Raw genomic sequence first — 17,253 nt, forward strand, 5'->3', positions numbered from 1 at the left:
CACAAGCACCTAACGGCCGCAGGGCCCTTCCATCATGTCCTGCAGCAGCGCCTGGGCCCTGCGTTTCCCGGGCACATGTGCCGCAGCCGCCAACGCTTGGCTGATGTGTTCGAGCGGACATTGCAAAGCGGCGTCGCGACTCATGGACGTCAAAACGGCCCGAGCCACTGGTAGTGCAGCAGTCCTGGCCACATCCTGTGCTGTGCGCAGCGGGCTGGTAATGGGCACGGATCCCAGTGACACCACATCCAGGGCGTTCAGGTACACCTGACGGATGCTGCAGCCGCAAAACGGCGGTGCGCAGACACTGTTGCCGTCGTTGTCCACCACCAATGAAAATATCTCGGGAGGGGGAGCGCAGCCGTACACCCAGGCCGCTGACAATTGTGCCACAACTGCCCTGTGCGCAAGACTGGCCGGAACGTGGTGGGACACAGCGCCCGCTCTCAGCTCCGGTGTGTCGGCTAGGGTTACCGGGCGGAAAGTGTTGCCAATGACGGGGCACACCACACCGTCAAGAGCCATGGCGCACAACTCGGCCAGGGAAAACGCTGCGCCGGGTGCGATCAGTTGGGCGGCGGCCCTGGAAAGTTCAATCATGGTTCCACACTGCACCTGACCGGGGGCAAGAAAAAGGCCTGCGGGGCGGATTGTGGACAACCCGGCCCGCAGGCCTCAATAAAAGCAGCTAAACGTTCGCCTGGTGCTAGGAGAAGTCCGCGGCAGCCTTCTGGATCTGCTCCAGCCACAGCTCGCGTGCTTCAAGGGCCTCGGTGGCCTTGGTGACCTTGCGGGCATCCCCGGCCTTCTTGGCCTTCTCGAGGTCTTCCTTGAGCCCTGCGATGGTGGTTTCCAGCTGGCTCAGCGCACTGCTGGTGCGGGCCTTGGCTTCCGGATCGCTACGGCGCCAGTTGTCCTCATCAGCTGCACGCACAGCATCTTCAACCTTGCGCAGGCTGCCCTCAACACGCTGCATGTCGGCGCGGGGAACCTTGCCGGCTTCTTCCCAACGGTCGCGGATGGTCTGCAATGCCTTCTTCGCGGCATTGAGATCCTTGATGGGCAGCAGCGCCTGGGCTTCGACAATGAGTGCTTCCTTGACGAGCAAGTTGGCACCAAATTCGGCGTCCAAGGCATTGTTGGCAGCCTGCCTGGCCGTGAAGAACTTGTCCTGAGCCCCACGGAAGCGGGCCCACAGGGCGTCGTCATCCTTGCGGCTGGCACGGGGGGAAGACTTCCACTGGTCCATCAGGTTGCGGTATTCGCCGGCGGCCCAACCCCACTCGGTGGAGGTTGCAAGTTCCTCGGCAGCCTCGATCAAGGCCTCCTTGGCGCTCTTGGCAACGGTGTTGTTGTTGTCGAGCTGGGAGAAGTATGCGCGGCGGTGGCGGTCAAAGACCGTGCGTGCGCTGCGGAAGCGCTTCCACAGCCCTTCCTCCGTGGCACGGCCCAAACGCATGCCTGACTTCTGCGCCTGCTTCCATGACTCGAACAGGTCATTCATGCGTGCGCTGCTGACCTTCCACTGAACGGTCGCGGGATCCGCGGCGGCGAGGCTTTCAGCTTCGGCCACAATGGCTTCACGGGCGGCAAGCTCGACGGCGCGGGCTGCGTCGTGCGCTGCGCGCTCGGTAGCGGCCAGTGCCTGGATGCTCTCTTCAAGGGTGGCGAGACGGGCCAGGGCAGCGTTGACGTCGCCCACGGAGGTCTTTTCGCCCAGCTGCTCGCGAAGGTGCGCCACGCTCTTGTTCATGTCCGTGGTGGGGGCCTTCGCCTCAACGCGCTGTTCAAGCAGAGTCAGCTGGGCAAGGATGTCATCGAATTTGCGGGCAAAGTAGGCCAGCGCCTCATCCTTGCTCGCGCCCGGGTACTGGCCCACGGGGAACTCTTCGCCATCAAGGAGCAAGAACACGTGTCCGTCTTCCTCGGCGCGGCCAAACTTGGCAGCTTCGGCCATGTTAACTGCAGTGGTCGCAGCCGGCGCAGGAGCAGCCGGCACGGGAGCCGCAGGGGAGGCAGGCGCTGGGGAGGCAGGTGCCGCAGGAGCCTTGGGCCGAGCCGCAAAAGCGGCAGGGGAGGGTGAAGCCGGTGAGGGCGCTGGGACGGGAGGCTGCACCGGGACGGCGCTTTCCGCCGTCGTGCCCTCAGGGGCGGCAATGGCCGGCTCTGTGGAAGAGGCAAGTGTTTCGTCGGATTCTTGACTGTGTGTCACCGCTAAAAATCTTTCGCGTAGATGGATGCTGGCAGGTGTTGCAAAGGAGATCTGGCCAGTACCGCTGTGGTGCTATTCCTTGCTGGACACGGTTGTGACCAGTTGCGGAACGGCCTGTTGAACTCTAGTTGAGCTTGAACGAGTCTATCGTCACCTTGGTGTTAGGTGCACCGTCGGTGGCGCCTCCCTCGATCCCATCCTTGGCAATGGCGCTCACCTCGTCAAGGCCGCTGGTGACCTTTCCCACGATGGTGTAGCCGCCGGTGTCCTGCGGAAGGACCGTGTCCTTGAACGTGATGAAGAACTGGGTTCCGTTGCTATAGGTGGTGTTTGCTCGGGCCACGGCAATGGTCCCGGCCGGGTACTTGCCGTCGGCCGGCGTGTTCTCGACAGGGCCCCACTGGTAGTTGGGATCGCCCTGGCCGTCGCCCTTGAGCGAGCCGCATTGCAACACGCCGAAGTCGGGCGCGTCGGCCAGTCGGTGACATGTTTTGCCGTCCATGAAGTTGCTGTCCGCGAGCGACTTGAACACGGCAGCGGCCTGCGGGGCCTTGGTGCCGTCAAGGGTGACGCCCAGCGGCTTGCCGTTGAGTGTCAGCGTCCCGGTGAACGTCTTGCCCTTGGCCGTGTCGGCATTGGGGACGCCAGGGCTGTTGCTTTCGGCCGGAGCAGCAGAAGCGTCAGAGGAAGCCTCCGGAGCTGCGGAAGCCGCTGCCGAGGCATCCGGAGCGGAGGCGACCGGGTCGTCACCCTTGGGTTGGAACACCGTCAAAGCCAGCACAATGGCCACGGCCAACGCGGCACCGATCGCAATGAACGCAATCAGGTTGTCGCGCTTTCGCCGCTGCAGCTGCTTTTCGTGCAGTGCCTGGTTGGCCTGCATGCGGGCGATGCGTGCCTTTGCTTCGCGGCCGGACTTGTTGCTGTTGCCCAAGGGTGCCTCTCCTTCAAATTGAGCGGTATGTTCACCCATCGCAGTCGTATCCGAGCGTGGTGGGTTGGGGGTGGGCCGCCAAAGCTATAAAATGGCAGCCGGTGCCAGTTTACCCATGGAACGCCCGCACATCGGCGAGCATGACCAGGGGGACCCGGCACCGTGACGTTTACCCGCCCCGCCGCGCCCCGTCCTTCATGAGGGTTCCGGCGCATGTTAGGAGAGCAACACCCATGGCACGCAACGCCTCCTTGTCCGGTTTCCCCGAGTGGCTTCCCCAAGAGCGGCTGGTGGAACAACATGTGCTGGACACGCTGCGACGCACCTTTGAACTCCACGGGTTCTCCTCCATTGAGACCCGGGCGGTGGAAACCGTGGGCCAGCTCCTGCGCAAGGGTGAGATCGACAAAGAGGTGTATGCGCTTTCCCGCCTCCAGGACGACGACGGAAACGCCGCCTCCGCAGCCAAGGATGACCCCAACCAGCTGGCCCTGCACTTCGACTTGACGGTTCCCTTTGCCCGTTACGTGGTCGAAAACGCCGGCTACCTTTCCTTCCCTTTCCGCCGCTACCAAATCCAGAAGGTGTGGCGTGGCGAGCGTCCCCAGGAGGGCCGTGCCCGCGAGTTCACCCAGGCAGACATTGATGTCGTGGCCGACGGCGAACTGCCGTTCCGCTATGACGTGGAACTTGCGCTGGTCATCGCCGAGGCGCTCTCTGCCCTGCCCATCCCCGCCTTTAAGCTGCGGATCAACAACCGCAAGCTGGCCGAGGGCTTCTACCGCGGTATCGGCTTGAGTGACACGGCAGGGGTGCTGCGCAGCATCGACAAGCTGGAAAAGATCGGCGCGGCCGCCGTGGCCGGGCTGCTGAAGTCCGAGCTTGGCGCCACCGACGAACAGGCTGAAAAGGCGCTGGCCCTGGCCTCCATCCGCACCGAGGACACCTCCTTCGTGGAGCAGGTGCGCGCCCTGGGCATTACCGACGAGCTCATGGAGGAGGGCCTGAACGAACTTGAGCAGGTCGTCGCCGCCGCAGTGAAAAGTGCCCCCGGCTCCGTGGTGGCGGACCTGTCCATTGCCCGTGGGCTGGACTACTACACAGGGACCGTCTACGAAACGGTGCTGGTGGGCCACGAGCAGCTGGGTTCCATCTGCTCCGGCGGCCGCTACGACGCACTGGCCTCCAAGGGTAACCGCAAGTTCCCCGGCGTGGGACTTTCCATCGGTGTCACCCGCCTTGTCTCACGCATTCTGAGCCAGGAATTCGCCACGGCCTCCCGCAGCGTCCCCACCGCCGTGCTGGTCACGCTCGCCGACGAGGACAGCTGGAGCGCCGCACAGGACGTTGCCGGAGCGTTGCGTGCCCGCGGCATCTCCACCGAGGTGGCCGCCAAGGCCGACAAGTTTGGCAAGCAGATCAAGTACGCCGACAAACGCGGCATCCCCTACGTCTGGTTCACCGACGACGACGGCGCCCACCAGGTCAAGGACATCCGCTCCGGCGAGCAGGACGAAGCGGATCCGGCCGCTTGGATGCCGCCAGCCGCAGACCTGAAGCCAGCCATCATCGTCGCGTAGCCCGGCTCCTCGGCTCAGTCGTCAGGGATTCGCCGGATTCAGCGACCCTTTGATTCACCGCTAAACTTGTTGACAACTGACCTTTTTGGCCCCTGAACGTGGGCCGTCCACCACCATTGAAAGGAATGCTGTGCTGCGCACACATGACCTGGGCTCCTTGCGAGCTGAACATATTGGCCAAACCGTCACCCTTGCGGGGTGGGTAGCCCGCCGACGCGACCATGGCGGTGTTGCGTTCCTTGACCTGCGTGATGCTTCCGGCGTGGCACAGATCGTGGTGCGTGAAGAGGATGTTTTCCACGCCCTGCGCAACGAGTTCGTGCTGCAGATCACCGGCACCGTCTCACGACGCCCCGAAGGCAACGAAAACCCGGGCCTCGCCACGGGTGAGATCGAAGTGATGGCCGATGACGTCGTCGTGCTTAATGAAGCCGCACCGTTGCCGTTCCAGGTTGATGACCATGTGGAGGTTGGTGAGGAAGCCCGCCTGAAGCACCGCTACCTCGACCTGCGCCGCCCCGGCATGCAGCGGAATCTGCGCCTGCGTTCGGAAGCGAACCGTGTGGCACGCGAGCTGCTGCACGAGCAGGGCTACACCGAGATTGAGACGCCGACCCTGACGCGTTCCACCCCTGAAGGTGCCCGCGACTTCGTGGTGCCGGCACGTCTGGCCCCCGGCTCCTGGTACGCGCTGCCGCAGTCCCCGCAGCTTTTCAAGCAGCTGCTTCAGGTGGGCGGCTTTGAGAAGTACTACCAGATTGCCCGCTGCTACCGCGATGAGGATTTCCGCGCCGACCGCCAGCCCGAGTTCACGCAGCTGGACATTGAGGCGTCGTTCGTTGACCAGGATGACATTATTGCCCTCGGCGAGAAGATTATTTCCGCCCTGTGGAAGCTGATCGACGTGGAAATTCCGTTGCCGATCCAGCGCATGACCTACCGGGACGCCATGGCCCGCTACGGTTCCGACAAGCCGGACCTGCGCTTCGGCCTGGAGCTGACGGATCTGACCGAGTTCTTCAAGGACACCGAATTCGGCGTGTTCAAGGCTCCCTACGTGGGCGCAGTGGTCATGCCCGGAGGTGCGTCACAGCCTCGCCGCCAGCTCGATGCCTGGCAGGAATGGGCCAAGCAACGCGGCGCCAAGGGTCTGGCCTATGTCCTGTTCAAGGAGGAGGGCGAGCTGACCGGCCCGGTGGCGAAGAACCTGACCGACACCGAGCGTGCCGGCCTGGCCGACGCCGTTGGCGCCAAGCCCGGTGACTGCATCTTCTTTGCAGCCGGCGAGGTCTCTCCATCCCGTGCCCTTCTGGGTGCAGCGCGTGTGGAGATCGGCCACCGCACCGGCCTGATCAACCCGAGCGACTGGGCCTTCGTGTGGGTTGTTGACGCACCCATGTTCGAGCCTGCTTCCGATGCTGTTGCCTCCGGCGATGTGGCTGTCGGAGCCGGAAAGTGGACGGCCGTGCACCACGCGTTCACTTCGCCCAAGCCCGAGTTCATGGACACGTTCGACACCGATCCGGAATCAGCACTGGCCTTTGCCTATGACATCGTGTGCAACGGCAACGAAATTGGTGGCGGTTCCATTCGTATCCACCGCCGTGAAGTGCAGGAGCGCGTGTTTGAGGTCATGGGCCTCAGCCACGAAGACGCGCAGGAGAAGTTCGGCTTCCTGCTCGAAGGCTTCAAGTTCGGCGCCCCGCCGCATGGCGGAATCGCCATTGGCTGGGACCGCGCCGTGTCCCTGCTGGCCGGTGTGGATTCCATCCGCGACGTGATTGCGTTCCCGAAGTCCGGCGGCGGCTACGACCCGCTGACGGCCGCGCCTGCTCCGATTACGGCCCAGCAGCGCAAGGAAGCCGGCGTTGACTTCAAGCCTGAAGCCAAGAAGCCCGAGGCTGACGGTACAAAGTAGCAGCTTCCTGAATTGAGCAGTTGCTGGGTGGCCTTGGTTCTTGGCCTCATCAGGACGAAATGCCGGTCTTCCCGTTGCGGGGAGGCCGGCATTGTCTTTTGCAGGCCGTACCGGCCAGGGTTCCTGCTGGGAGTTCAGGCTTCGGGCTGCCGACGGTAGTGGTAACGGCCCACTTCGGTAAATCCGTTCGATGCATAAAGTTTTTGCGCCGCCAGGTTAGCTGCGGCCACCAGGAGCCAACCGTGGGTTGCTCCGTGCTCATTAGCGCACGCCGTGAGGTACTCCACAATCGTTGATGCAATGCCTTGGCGGCGGTGATCCGGATGCACACCCATGCAGTAGATCCCACCCCAGCCATTGTTCACGCTGACCCGACCAGTTCCCACCACGGCGCCGTTGCCGTCCACGGCTGACACGTACAGCGAGGGCACACTCTGGACCAGTGCCCGTGCCACTTTGCGTTCCGACGGCGTGGCCGTGCCTTCAATGGTGCACCAGAGCTCCAGCCATTGAGCGGTGGGAGTGCTGGAAACTTCAAGAGTGGTCTGCCCCGCGCCTGGGTTCAGGGTATTTTGGCTGCCGCGAGGGGCGGCACGTGTGGTGCCAGCTGTCATGATGAGTGTCTCGGCCTGGCGCGAATAACCCTGGCCGGCCAGGAAGATATCGAGTTCCGAGTTTTCTGGCCGGTCGGAGAGCTGAAACACTGCGGGCTGCTGCCGCTCGGCATACCAATGCTCTGCTTGGCGCACATTGGACTGAATCCGAACTCCTTGCGTGACTCGCGGCCACACTGAGTTGGCACGCTTCGTCACCGCTTCGGACGAACGCAATACCCATCCATCCTGTTCGAGAACATCAAGTGCCGGCCAAGTGGCATTCATGAGTTCTTCCATGACGTCCAGTGGTGTGGACGTGGTGGCGGTTCGGGTCATTAGACGATCTTAGTGCGGCGGAAGGGGTGATCCTGGGCTGCAACGTAAGGTTGACCTCCGTGGCCGCGACCGTGGCTGGTCATGTCACGGGCAGGGCAGCGTTGACTTCGGTTGTAGAAGGATTTGCTGGCGTTGGAGTTGGTCGTGGGTCCGCTATTTCGAGACGGAGGGCCTTGATCTCATCGCGGAGTAGCTCGATATGTACGGCTGTCAGTGTCTGAGTCCTGGTGTCCTCGGCTGAGACTTTGTCGACCAGCCAGCTCGCTAGTGTCGCGGTGACGATGCCAAGTAATGCAATGCCACCGATCATTAGTCCGACGGCGATGAGACGGCCAGTGGCGGTTACTGGGGATAGGTCGCCGTAGCCCACTGTTGTGATGGTCACTATGGCCCACCAGGCTGCGTCTGCGAAAGATTGGATAGACGCACCCGCCGCGGTCTTCTCGGCGTCGTACATTGCCAGTGCCCCGAGGTACGTCAACAACCCGGATGCGGCGATCACATAGGTAACCACGCGTCCTCGAAGGGCGTTGCCGGCCACTCTTTGTAGTACTCCGATGAGGGTGACAAGTCGGAGGAGCCGCAGGGGCCGCAGCATTGGCAAGACCACAATTGCCAATTCGTGTAGGTGCTTGAAAAACCAGTTCAACCTTCTTGGCGCCAACCAGAGCGAGACTCCGTAGTCAATCAAAAAAAGCGCCCAAGTGGTCATCATGAACCAGCCGGCTACCTGCGCCACTGCCTCAGAGGCCAATACTTGAACGGAGTAGGCTGCCAAGAAGAGGGTGGAGACGACGATTAGCGGCCACTCGGAAGCACGTTCCCATTGCTCTAAAGTCATGACGGAAGCTTATAGGCCGCCACCGCGTTCAGCTGTACCCGACTACGCATTAACGGGTCAAGGAGGCGGCCGTGTTTCTAATGGAAACGCAGGTGAACGTCGGTATTGCAGCGTGTATCATGCCTTCAACATGGCGGCGCCATGATCCCCAAGACGCTCGATCTGGACACACTGACTGACGTTCTTTGTGGATACCGCTCTTATCCAGGTTCCATGGCGAGATAGCGGTAGACGGTGGCCCGGCTTGCCCCGATGATCTTGCCAATGTCAGCGGGTTTGAGGCCTAGTTTCTTGAGTACATGGGCTCGTTTGACGTTGGGGTGGGCGGCGGTGACCTCACGGCGTCCCGCTTTGCGTCCGTGGGAGGCAGCGATCGCCATGCCAGCTTTGGTGCGTTCTGAGAGCTGGTCTCTTTCGAGCTGTACGAAAGCGGAGATGATGGTGATCATGGCTTGTGCCATGGCTCCGCCCAGATCGCTGCCGGGGTCGGTGGCGATGCCGTCTCGGAGGGAACGGAACTTGATGTTGCGCGCTTTAAAATCGTCAAGGAGCTCAAGCAGGTGTCGGGTGGTACGGCCGAGTCTGTCAAGTTTCCAGACAACGACTTCATCCCCTTCGGGACGGCTCGTTTTGGTTCCACTTACTCCGTGGTCGCGATAGATGCGTTCACAGCCGGCAGCCTCCAGCTTCCTGATTTGCATCTCAGTATCCTGGTCCGAGGTACTCACTCGGGCGTATCCAAGGCGTGTCATGGAACTCCTCCCATTATTTCCCACCAAAGGACGTTTTATTCTGACCTTGCGAATAGCAGGATGCGACACATTATTGAGATTTTCTAAGGGTGGTGCAGAACGTGGAGGTCCGTCCACACGCTTCCGAGGCTAGCCAGTCGCGGATACTGGCTTGTAAGTATTTTGACAAAGGTTCCTTTGATAAGACGGGTCGGGATCTACGCACATCGCAGCGAATGGGACGCGCTTTTGCTTCCACGGTTGGTGCTCATCTGAAAGCATGGCTTGGTGCCCCACTATTGGTCGGTGACACGATACATCGTGTGAAACACGCGTCGACGACTGGTTTATGGTTCCCGCCGGAAGTGTCTACGGGACCAATATGACACTTATCCCGCCGCTTGAACAGGCATCTGGTCAGGTGGTTCTTTAGTTGGATTGCGCGTCGTCATCACATGCGCGTCGTCATTCACGACGTTAAACCGAGCTAGAGCCCCACCCGGCAGGTGCCCGGGATGGCGGCAATAGTGTCTGGCTGGCTCTCCACCTCCTGCACTACCAACTCCCAAACTGCGTGAAATCACCACCGATTTGTGGTCGCCCCTTGGCCTTGTCCCGTTCAGGCTCCCGCGGATTACACCAACTTGTTCCACCCGCTCCAAGGGCCGGCATGGGGCGCCGTCTGCCACATGTCGTAGAGTGCGCCGTCGGAACCGATGCCAAAGACTTCGAGCCGGCCATCGGAGTTACACGCCACCGAGATTTGAGACACCCAGCCGCCCAGCCTGTTCCACCCGCTCCAAGGACCGGCGTGTGGGGCTGTCTGCCACATGTCGTAGAGTGCACCGTCGGAACCGATGCCGAAGACCTCGAGCCGGCCGTCGGAGTTGCATACGACGTCAAGGTCGGAGATCCAGCCACCCAGCCTGTTCCACCCGCTCCAGGGCCCGCCGCCGGGCGTGGGCTGCCACATGTCATACAGTGCGCCATCGGCGCCGATGCCAAACGCCTCGAGCCGGCCGTCGGAGTTGGACACCACCTTGACCTTAGAGATCCAGCCCCCCAGCCTGTTCCACCCGCTCCAGGGTCCACCGCCGGGCGTGGGCTGCCACGTGTCATAAAGAGCATGGTCCCCACCGATTCCAAAGGCCTCAAGTCGACCGTCGGCGTTGCGGGCCACGGACAGCTGCGAGATCCAACCGCCCAGTCTATTCCAGCCGCTCCAAGGACCGGCGTGCGGCGCCGTCTGCCACATGTCGTACAGGGCGTTGTCGGTGCCGATCCCAAACAGTTCAAGCCGACCGTCGGCATTGCTGGCAACCGTGAGCTTGGATGCCACACCACCCAACCGGTCCCAACCGCTCCAAGGGCCCGCATGGGGAGCAGCCTGCCAGTTATGGTAGGCGGCACCATCGGTGCCGATGCCGAAAATCTCGAGCCGGCCGTCGGTGTTCAATGCGGAACTCACGGGTGTCTTGACGACACCACCCAAGGCTGCGCTTTGGCTCCACGGGCCCGAGTGGGGTGCGGTCTGCCAAATGTCCCACACAGAACCGTCCGTGCCGCGAAAGAATGTTTCCAATCGGCCGTCACTGTTGATGGCGGCTGTTGCTGCTGTCGCCGCCACTTTGGTGTGGTAATAAATGTCTACCTCGCCGCCGGGATTGGCGTTGCTGGCCACTACTGCGCTCTGACCGCAGTCAGTCACGGGTGCGGTGGGGGACCAGGACAGGGTGGGGTGGCCCGTGCTGGTTTGCAGGTCGATAGTGGTGAACGCCGTGAAATTCGCAGCAGGGTAATCGGAGCACTGTTGGACCCCGTACGCCTCAAGCGTTTCAATGTTCCAGGTCAACTGTTCAACGTTGGTGATGGGCAGGGACGTATTGGCGATGCCTTGGAACTCACAGTTGTAGCTGAACTGGTTTCCGGACTGTCCGGTCAGCGTCATGACGCCCACTAGGACCTGACCGGAACTGACGGTCACTAGGTTGGTGTGGAACGCCTGCCCGCCCTGCCCGTCGGCGTACCAGCTGGCCACTGACCAGTAGTTTCCGCCGCCAGCGGCCGAACCGCCCCACTGGAGCACCGGCTGGTAGATCATCGTTGAGTTTTGGATTCCATTGAAGAGGAAAATGGTTTGGCTGTGGTTGCTGGCAGGTGCCGGAGGGACCACCCAAGTGGTGGCAAACCGGGAGACGGGGCTGCCCGTGCCGTTGTTCCAGCTGGCATACGCAATCCATCCTGAACCCAGGGCGGGGAGGATCCCGGGGTGGCGGTTGACGTTGTGCGGCATCAGCGGCTGCCCTCCCTGGCGCTGCTCAACAGTGCCGAAGTCGGCCACTTCCTGACCTGATAGGCGCATTTGCTTCAGTGTTCCGGCGCCGGCGTCCAAGACATGCCCCGACTGAATGTGGTGGACCAGTGACCGGCTCCGGTACCCGCCCGGGGTCAAGACCAATTCGCTGGACGCTCCGATTCCCGCAGGCGTACCCAGTCCTGGCCCTGTGGCGGAAGTAGTGAGCGGGTGCATGCCTTTGGGTGGGTTGTCCGCCACCGCCGCATTGGCGTCGACCGGCTCGGTGCCAGCGGGTTCGGTCGGAAACATGGCCCTCGGCGGCTCATTGGAGGTAGCCGCAGCCGGATCCGCGTCGGTGATGGCCCCGGAACCCGTGACGGCCTGCCCCGACCTGACATGGTGCACGTTCTCCGGGGGACGCATCCCTCCGGGAGTGAGAACTTGGTCCTGATCCTTGCCGTTCATGGCTCTGGCTCCTATCTGATTCCTCGCTGACTCTGGTGCCGCGAAGTTTCAAACAGGCAAGGGTGGAGGGCTGCGCAACGACGGTCGTCACATTCAGTCGTGGCGGCAATGAGGCATGCAAAGCTCCCAAGGAAATTGGCCTTGGTTCCTTCCGTCATCGTCATCATGCCCATGCCCTGCGCCGGGGCCCGCCCACGGTGGGTCCGCTCTCCATTGCCTACTAGCAACAAGTGTGAACTTCAGTTCAAGGCGTGTCAACGAACAACGGGGTAATGCGGATTCTCTAAATTCCTGTGTTGGGTGCACGATAATCCGACAGGAATATGTAGCATCAAAAAAGGTCTTGTACGGCGTCTCATCCCAAGGTAAGCTACAACCAAATGGTTGTATATGAACTGACTGACGAAACGGTGAATCGTATTTTCCGCGCCTTGGCGGATGCGACTCGACGTGACTCCTCCGTCGAACGCTGCTCGCCGAGGTCTCGGTCTCGCAACTCGCAGAGGCGTACGACATGTCATTCGCGGCAGTGCAGAAGCACGTCGCGGTCTTAGAGGACGTGAGGCTCGTGACCAAAGAACCCCGCGGTCGCGAGCGGATGGTGCGAGGAAATCCCGAGCGCATCCGTCAGGCCCAGCGTCTTCTAGACCAGTTCGAGGAGATCTGGCGTTCGAGAATCGATCGCCTCGAAGCCCTCCTCGCCGACGGCGAAACCCCATCCACTCAGAAAGGCTGATCATGCCCGTCATATCTGTCGAAAAAGACCTCGACCTGCTCACCATCACGATCGTCGCCGAGTTTGCGGCGCCTCTGCGCCGTTTGTGGGACGCGTACACCGATCCGCGGCAGATCGAGCGTTTCTGGGGCCCACCTACGTACCCTGCAACGTTCCTCCGCCACGACGCCTTCACCGGCGGGCGCAGCGTGTACAAGATGACAGGATCTGAGGGCGATGAGCTTTACGGATGCTGGGAATGGATGTCCGTCCAGGCACCTAACGCATTTGAGGTAGCCGATTCCTTCGCGGATGCCATGGGTGTGTCGAACACGGATCTGCCTACCACGCGCATGTCCTTCGCCTTCGAGGCAATGGGCAGTGGATCCAGACTCGTCACTACCTCGCGTTTCGACTCCCTTGAACAGCTCGAGCAGTTGCTTGAGATGGGGATGTTCGAGGGCGCCCGCGAGGCGATGTCCCAGATCGACACCGTGCTAGCCGACCTCAGCATTTTCGCCGCCCACCGTGTGATGGAGGCGCAGATCCTCAGCGATACCCAAGTGCGTGTGGCACGCGTTATTCGCGGACCCGTGGAACAGGTGTGGCGGGCGCACAACGATGCCGATCTCATGAAGCAATGGTTGCTGGGGCCCGACGGGTGGACGATGCCTATCTGCGAGATAGCGGCGAAGGTAGGTGACAGCTACCGGTACGAGTGGGAGAACGAAGGGGGAGGCGATCGCTTCGGATTCACCGGCGAGCTGCTGGAGGCGGAGGCACCGTGCCGCGCCGTCACTACGGAAGCGATGATCGGAATGGGCTTTCCGGCGACGTTGAACGAACTCACCCTGACGCCGGTTGAAGGCGGCACACTCCTTTCCCTTGTCATCACCTACGCGAATCTAGAGCAGCGCGACGCCGTTCTTGCCACGGGCATGACCGATGGCATGGAAACAAGCTACGCGCGGCTCGAAGGAATTCTGGCCTTGGCAGGTGGATAAGACGTGTTCGGGCCGGTGGAGCTTGCTGACGCCGGCCCTCGAACACGAGGCCTTAGCTCCCGTCAGGCAGTGCCTGCACACACAGCAGAAAACGACTGGACCTGATCTCTGGAGGAAATTCGGGCCTAGCCGCCGTATACCGTCTGTGTTTTTGCCCCCGAACTTCTCGAAGATCAGCCTGCCCACAGGACCAGGTGCTTCGAGCTGGTAGGCCTCACGCTCGTCGGGGGCCTAACTTCTCACTTAGCCCACCAGTAGCACCTTTTGCATTCAGTCAACTTTTAGCCCCTCAACCAGTTGTGTCCAACCACACCAAAAGAGGAGCCTGATTGAGGGAGGTTCAATGGGTCTTGACGACATGCTCCAAGTGGTACACCGTGTTGTGCGCTTGGCGCATGGCTTCCCTGATGGTCTCGATCACTAAGAGAGCAATCTCGATCCAGAGCAGTCCAGACCTGGGAATACTTTTTAGTGACAGTGCTACTGGACACGATTTCGTTGCGTCCAGGGACTGTCTCAATCCCTTGCAGGTAATAGAGGAACCCTGCTCACTCAGCTGGGCAGCATTTTTTTTTAGAATATGAGCGAGGACACAATAGTGGGGATTGCCGGTGACGTGGGGGTGGGCCGGGTCAGCGACCTGGTGTGCACGGATATTCGGTTCCGCGGCAGAAGTAGCCGTGGCCTTTTTGCAGTTCAATGCCGTGGAAGAGCTGTGGCACGGTGACTAAATGGTAGCCCTTTTCCTGTAGTGCTGTGATCAACTGGTCTTGGCCGTCCACGGTCGTTGCATGGATGTCGTGCTGGAGAATGACAGCCCCTGGACGCACCAGATTGAGGACCGTGGGTATGAACGCATTCTTGTCGCGGGAGAGCCAGTCGAGGGAATCCACCGACCAGTTGATCATGGGCATGCCCACTGTGTTCTTGACCAGCGCGTTGCTGGCACCGTACGGGGGGCGAAGGAAGGTTGGTGCCTGGCCGGAGGCTTGGAGAATGGTGGCGGAGGCGCCTTGGACCTCCGCTGTGATTGCGGCCGCGGAAAGCTTTGTCAGGTACGGGTGGTTCATGGTGTGGTTGCCGATCGAATGGCCGGCGGCAGCCACGGCCGCGGCAATGGCCGGAAAGCTTGCTACGGACACTCCTTGTTGAAAGAAGGTGGCGTGGATGGAGTGCTTGGCCAGAATGCCCAGCAGCCGGGTGGTTTGGGTGTTGGGTCCGTCGTCGTAGGTCAGGGCTGCGCAGGGGAGAAGATCGCAGTTGATATGTTCCTGACCGGCAGCCGCCGGAGTCCGTGCAGTCAGTGGCTGCCCGGTTCCGGCTAGCTGTTGCATTTGCCGGCCCGCGTCTGAGAGGAGGGGCGCGGCCGCTCTGGCGCTCACATGCACAACGTGGGGCGTGGTGAAGGCGACACCGCTGACGGGGTCTGCTGTGAAGGGGATCACCAGCTCGCCGCTTGGGTTGAACGCTGCCCCGCCCAGCAACAGATCAGCCGGCAGGGGTTCCTCCGTGGCAGGCTGGCTTGGGGCCGCGTCGCTGCTGCCAGCGGTGGTACTGACAGGCCCGGCGGGCGCCTCCGGATGCTGCCCGTTTGGCTGTTCAGCCTCAACGAGCAACTTGCGGATAGTTTCAACACCCTCGGCAGAGACCAAAGCCGAGCCGCCGAAGACCGTGCCGGTGGAGAGGTCTGTGTACTCCGTCGTGACCGAGATGGTGGTGGTGGACCCGTTGACCGTTGTTGAACGGGTCAGCCGTGTCCCGAGCATCGGACCGCCAGCCAGGATGACTTCATCGTTCAGCTTGAGGCCATTGGCCATGGACGGCTTCCCCGTATCGGGCACTGACGGGTTGTAGCGTCCACCGGCGTGCTGGTCCAAAATTCCCAGCAGCCGTGCGTCCACGTGGTCGTTGTAGGGTTCTGCCCCGTTGAGATAGACCCAGTGTGCCCGGACTGCTGCGGTTCCGTCCGTGTTCATCACCACCGGTATTGCGCCGGGGATCCCTTCAGGATCCAAGGCCGGTACGGCCGCTCCCACCACGGAGTCGGGGATGACTTCGGGAACCACTGGATCGGTGGCCACGCTACAGGAGGCAAGGCATACGGCGACGATGGCGAGCGTCATGGTTCGGACGCGGACGGAAAAACGCATGGCTTGGGGTTCTCCCGTAATTTTAGACAAATCTACCCATCCAAGGCTAGCAGCAGCACCGCCACCACCACCTAGTCTTGTCGCAAGCCCACCCGCGAGCCAAGGCACTGCGCTGGCACGATCTTCCCCCCGTGGCGTCGTCCACCGCTTGTCAGCAGTTCCTTGAATTGTTGGCCTCTCGGGGGTAGAAAAGACTATGAAGCGTAACAGAGCCGTCGTGTCAAGCACTCAAACATCGGGGGTGAACCGCGATGATTAGAACAGTGCGGTCCTCTGACGGGACCACCATTGCCTACGAGCAGGCGGGGACTGGTCCAGTACTCATCCTTGTGGGTGGGGCGTTGAATAACCGGCATTCCACCGCGAGCCTGGTTCCACTTTTAGAGAAATCGTTTACGGTCCTCAGCTACGACCGCCGAGGGAGAGGGGACAGCACCGACACGCCCCCTTACGCCGTCGAACGCGAAGTCGAAGACCTCCACGCCGTCGCTGCCGCAACAGAAGGTCCCGTGCATGTGTACGGGCACTCCTCGGGAGCGATTCTGTCCCTGGAGGCGGCCGCGGCAGGGCTTCCGCTGAAGAAGATGGCTGTATACGAGCCGCCCTACCTAACCACCGGAGGCGAGGACTGGCAGGATTTCGTTGAAAAAATAGCCTCCCTGGCGGGCACCGGCCACGGAGGTAGCGCTGTTGAGGAATTTATCCGGCACACCGGGGCTGATTTTGACCCAGCAATGATGCAGTCACCTTGGTGGCCCGAACTGGTGTCTCTGGCACCCACACTGCCGTATGACCTGATACTCACCGGCGACGGGGGTGTTCCGGCGGATCGACTCGCGGACATCGCCGCACCTGTTCTTGCCCTGTATGGAGGCGCCAGTGCAGACTGGGCAGCCGCCTCAGCGATAGCGGTGGCTTCTGCCGTGCAGCACGGGCTCACAAACGCCATTGACGGCCAGGACCATGCTGTGGCGTCCGCCGCCATCGCCCCGATTCTGCTGGAATTCTTTCATTGACGACCGGCAGAACCCAGCCCACCACAGCCACCCCAAGAAATTTGCAGAAGCTTCACCGCCGGTCATTGAACTAGAGCGTGTCTATTAGGTATCTGTTGGGCTGAAGTAAACGTTGTATAGGGGCATTTCATTGCCGAGCCCGCCGGGTTCCGGCGTGGACTATCAGGCCACATTCAGGCAGTTCCAGAGCTAGTTCTCCACCAACGAGGCCCCTCTGGCTCACTTGGCGAAGGTGCGGTGGCCAGATGGGGTTGTTTGTCCGCAGCGTGAAGGCACGCGGTACTCGTTGTTTTCACTTTGATGAAGGACACCCTATGTTGTACTCACTCTCGTCCAGCACCCACACATCCCGGCACGGCCAGGCAACCGGCCAGCAAGTCACACGCTCACTGGAGCGGGTCGTTTGCGCGCTGCTGCCGTGTTGGTTGCAGTCCTTGCTGATCGTTTCGCAGCAGTCCC

Annotated in this window: 13 protein-coding genes; 5 read left to right on the forward strand and 8 right to left on the reverse strand. The window is 61.6% G+C overall.

What is annotated here, in order from left to right; genetic code table 11:
• Positions 1-9: 9 nt before the first annotated feature.
• The 3 genes from JMA46_RS03730 to JMA46_RS03740 form a co-directional block, all read right to left on the reverse strand.
• Positions 10-600 carry a hypothetical protein gene (locus JMA46_RS03730; RefSeq protein WP_207343954.1) on the reverse strand — a complete coding sequence of 197 codons (591 nt, stop codon included), beginning with the start codon at positions 598-600 and terminating at the stop codon, positions 10-12.
• A 106-nt stretch (positions 601-706) separates the two neighbouring features.
• Complete coding sequence (locus tag JMA46_RS03735) at positions 707-2,212, reverse strand: DUF349 domain-containing protein (RefSeq protein WP_207343955.1); 1,506 nt, start codon at positions 2,210-2,212, stop codon at positions 707-709.
• 124 nt (positions 2,213-2,336) lie between these two features.
• The gene (locus JMA46_RS03740) at positions 2,337-3,146 is read right to left on the reverse strand and encodes a peptidylprolyl isomerase (RefSeq protein WP_207343956.1); all 810 of its coding nucleotides are present in this window, start codon (positions 3,144-3,146) and stop codon (positions 2,337-2,339) included.
• 233 nt (positions 3,147-3,379) lie between these two features.
• Between JMA46_RS03740 and hisS the strand changes: the two genes are divergently transcribed.
• Entirely contained in the window at positions 3,380-4,726 is a 1,347-nt protein-coding gene (gene hisS / locus JMA46_RS03745; RefSeq protein WP_207343957.1) for a histidine--tRNA ligase, read from the forward strand.
• 130 nt (positions 4,727-4,856) lie between these two features.
• Positions 4,857-6,644, forward strand: a complete 1,788-nt coding sequence (aspS, locus tag JMA46_RS03750; protein ID WP_207343958.1) for an aspartate--tRNA ligase — start codon at positions 4,857-4,859, stop codon at positions 6,642-6,644.
• A gap of 134 nt (positions 6,645-6,778) precedes the next feature.
• Here the strand turns inward: aspS and JMA46_RS03755 are convergent, their stop codons facing one another.
• The 4 genes from JMA46_RS03755 to JMA46_RS03770 all read right to left on the reverse strand — a co-directional run bounded on the left by JMA46_RS03755 (position 6,779) and on the right by JMA46_RS03770 (position 11,909).
• A complete protein-coding gene (locus JMA46_RS03755) occupies positions 6,779-7,576 on the reverse strand; it encodes a GNAT family N-acetyltransferase (RefSeq protein ID WP_207343959.1) in 798 nt (265 codons plus the stop codon).
• 79 nt (positions 7,577-7,655) lie between these two features.
• Positions 7,656-8,417, reverse strand: a complete 762-nt coding sequence (locus JMA46_RS03760; RefSeq protein ID WP_207343960.1) for a potassium channel family protein — start codon at positions 8,415-8,417, stop codon at positions 7,656-7,658.
• 200 nt (positions 8,418-8,617) lie between these two features.
• Positions 8,618-9,169, reverse strand: coding sequence for a recombinase family protein (locus tag JMA46_RS03765; RefSeq protein ID WP_207343961.1), 552 nt, complete (start codon positions 9,167-9,169; stop codon positions 8,618-8,620).
• 613 nt (positions 9,170-9,782) lie between these two features.
• A complete protein-coding gene (locus tag JMA46_RS03770; RefSeq protein WP_207343962.1) occupies positions 9,783-11,909 on the reverse strand; it encodes a tectonin domain-containing protein in 2,127 nt (708 codons plus the stop codon).
• Between the two features lie 514 nt (positions 11,910-12,423).
• On the opposite strand from JMA46_RS03770, the gene JMA46_RS17580 reads away from it, so the two are divergent.
• Together JMA46_RS17580 and JMA46_RS03780 are read left to right on the forward strand one after the other, a co-directional pair.
• Positions 12,424-12,645, forward strand: a complete 222-nt coding sequence (locus JMA46_RS17580) for a helix-turn-helix domain-containing protein (protein ID WP_348770045.1) — start codon at positions 12,424-12,426, stop codon at positions 12,643-12,645.
• A gap of 2 nt (positions 12,646-12,647) precedes the next feature.
• Positions 12,648-13,628: an SRPBCC family protein gene (locus JMA46_RS03780; protein WP_207343963.1), complete on the forward strand. Its 981-nt coding sequence runs from the start codon at positions 12,648-12,650 to the stop codon at positions 13,626-13,628.
• 632 nt (positions 13,629-14,260) lie between these two features.
• Here the strand turns inward: JMA46_RS03780 and JMA46_RS03785 are convergent.
• Positions 14,261-15,778, reverse strand: coding sequence for a polysaccharide deacetylase family protein (locus JMA46_RS03785; RefSeq protein WP_247647024.1), 1,518 nt, complete (start codon positions 15,776-15,778; stop codon positions 14,261-14,263).
• A 263-nt stretch (positions 15,779-16,041) separates the two neighbouring features.
• Here JMA46_RS03785 and JMA46_RS03790 point away from each other — a divergent pair, with 263 nt between their 5' ends.
• Positions 16,042-16,794 carry an alpha/beta fold hydrolase gene (locus JMA46_RS03790; RefSeq protein ID WP_348770046.1) on the forward strand — a complete coding sequence of 251 codons (753 nt, stop codon included), beginning with the start codon at positions 16,042-16,044 and terminating at the stop codon, positions 16,792-16,794.
• The last annotated feature ends 459 nt before the right edge of the window (positions 16,795-17,253 follow it).

This window comes from Arthrobacter sp. E3 (assembly GCF_017353415.1).
Lineage (GTDB): Bacteria > Actinomycetota > Actinomycetes > Actinomycetales > Micrococcaceae > Specibacter.

What these genes read in the sequence shown, in the direction of transcription:
- JMA46_RS03755 (WP_207343959.1), bottom strand. Translation starts at nt 7,576, where the DNA reads ATGACCCGAACCGCCACCACGTCCACACCACTGGACGTCATGGAAGAA.
- JMA46_RS03785 (WP_247647024.1), bottom strand. Translation starts at nt 15,778, where the DNA reads ATGCGTTTTTCCGTCCGCGTCCGAACCATGACGCTCGCCATCGTCGCC.
- JMA46_RS03780 (WP_207343963.1), top strand. Translation starts at nt 12,648, where the DNA reads ATGCCCGTCATATCTGTCGAAAAAGACCTCGACCTGCTCACCATCACG.
- hisS (WP_207343957.1), top strand. Translation starts at nt 3,380, where the DNA reads ATGGCACGCAACGCCTCCTTGTCCGGTTTCCCCGAGTGGCTTCCCCAA.
- JMA46_RS03760 (WP_207343960.1), bottom strand. Translation starts at nt 8,417, where the DNA reads ATGACTTTAGAGCAATGGGAACGTGCTTCCGAGTGGCCGCTAATCGTC.
- JMA46_RS03765 (WP_207343961.1), bottom strand. Translation starts at nt 9,169, where the DNA reads ATGACACGCCTTGGATACGCCCGAGTGAGTACCTCGGACCAGGATACT.
- JMA46_RS03730 (WP_207343954.1), bottom strand. Translation starts at nt 600, where the DNA reads ATGATTGAACTTTCCAGGGCCGCCGCCCAACTGATCGCACCCGGCGCA.
- JMA46_RS17580 (WP_348770045.1), top strand. Translation starts at nt 12,424, where the DNA reads ATGTCATTCGCGGCAGTGCAGAAGCACGTCGCGGTCTTAGAGGACGTG.
- JMA46_RS03770 (WP_207343962.1), bottom strand. Translation starts at nt 11,909, where the DNA reads ATGAACGGCAAGGATCAGGACCAAGTTCTCACTCCCGGAGGGATGCGT.